The organism is Dietzia sp. CQ4, assembly GCF_014145125.1.
GTDB classification, from domain to species: Bacteria; Actinomycetota; Actinomycetes; order Mycobacteriales; family Mycobacteriaceae; genus Dietzia; species Dietzia natronolimnaea.
Genome location: NZ_JAALDZ010000008.1, coordinates 1 through 1530 on the forward strand (window position 1 = coordinate 1; position 1530 = coordinate 1530).

General features: G+C 73.3%; 1 protein-coding gene. It reads right to left on the reverse strand.

The window, feature by feature from the left end; translation table 11 throughout:
* Window positions 1–90 precede the first annotated feature (90 nt).
* On the reverse strand, window positions 91–1530 hold a 1440-nt coding region (locus G6031_RS00380), incomplete at its 5' end, for an N-acetylmuramoyl-L-alanine amidase (protein WP_182652084.1).

The window sequence follows — 1530 nt, forward strand, 5'->3', positions numbered from 1 at the left end:
TGCCCGCCGCCCCGGTGACGGGGCGGCGGGCACACCTGGTGGGACCCGGTCCGCGAGTCTGGTCGGCCGACGCTCGGCGTCGGCCGGGGATCAGGGGTTCGGCTCGACCGTGAGCTCCTTGGTGGCCGGGTCGAAGACCAGCGTGCCGCCCTCGAAGCGCTGGGCGACCGTGCCGTCCTCGCGTCCGGCCTCACTCGAGACCGGCAGGCCGAGCGGTCCGTGCTCGAAGCCCTGGGAGGCCCAGGCGTCACCGATCACGCCCCACACCGGGTGGGTGCCCGTCTCGGGGGAGGAGTAGACCGCACCGTTCTCGTGCTTCACCAGGGACACGTTGCCGAACCTCTGGACGCCGGAGAGGACCTGTCCGAGCGGGCCGGCGAACTGCGAGGCGAGTCTGGCGAAGTCGCCGCCGATCAGATTCCCGACGGAGCCCAGGTCCCCGCCGACCGCGGCCTGCACCGAGCCGGCGTCGAACGGGATGTCGGCCAGCGTCTTCCCGCCCGTGAGGATCCGGGTCAGCGCGGCGGCGTCGAGGCGGCCACCGGACAGCACGGTCCGGAGCGCGGAGGTCACCGCGTCCTGGACACTGCCCTGGGTGACGCCCGGGATCATCGTCCCACCGGTGCCCGGCCGCGGGGTCGTCCCGGGGTTGGTGACCGGGGGAGTGGGGTTGGTCGGAGCCGGGGTCCCGCCGCCGCTCTGGGCGTAGGCCGCCGCGATGTCGCGGATCTGACCCATCCTGGCGTAGCCCGCGTCGCCGGGGCACGAGGTGTTGCCGACGTCGCGGTGGGCGAAGATGTTGGGCAACCGGACCGCGGCGCCCATGGGGTACCTGGTGAAGGACGTGCCCTCGGAGTAGTGGGTGTCGGAACCCTTGGGGTTGACCCCGGCGACCGACAGGCGCCACCCGATGATCTCGCCCATCTTGCGCACGGTGGCCTCGGGCGGGGCGACGGTCGAGTAGTCGCCCATCATCGAGATCCCCCAGGTGTTGCCGTTGAAGCCGCCGGCGTGCGCACCCTGGACGTTGCGGTTGAGGCCGCCGTGGCGGCCCTCGAAGGCCTGGCCGTACTTGTCGACCATGACGTTGTACCCGACGTCGCACCAACCCAGATTGCGTGCGTGGTAGGTGTAGATGCCCCGCACGACGCCGGCCGAGCCCTCGCGGGTGTAGTTGTTGCTGCCGGCCGTGTGGTGGACGACGGCGGCGGCGAGCGTGGGGTCGTAGGTGGCGTTGCGGCAGCGGATGGACTCGTCGGCGCCCCAGCCGGCGCGGCTGATGATCGCCGGCTGCCTGGCCGCGATGTCACCGTTCGCTCCGGTCCCGCCCTGCGCGGTGATGTCCCCGAACGCCTCCGGGTCGGGGGTCGGGGTGGCGTCGGGGGAGATCAGGACGGCGGTGACCGAGTCGGACCGCAGGTCGGTGGACTCCGCGACGGGCTTGATGTCCGCGTAGCGGGTCGGGACAGGCGGGGCGTCGGCGGAGGCGGGCCGCGCGGGGGCGGGCTCGGCCGACCGGGTGGCCGCGAC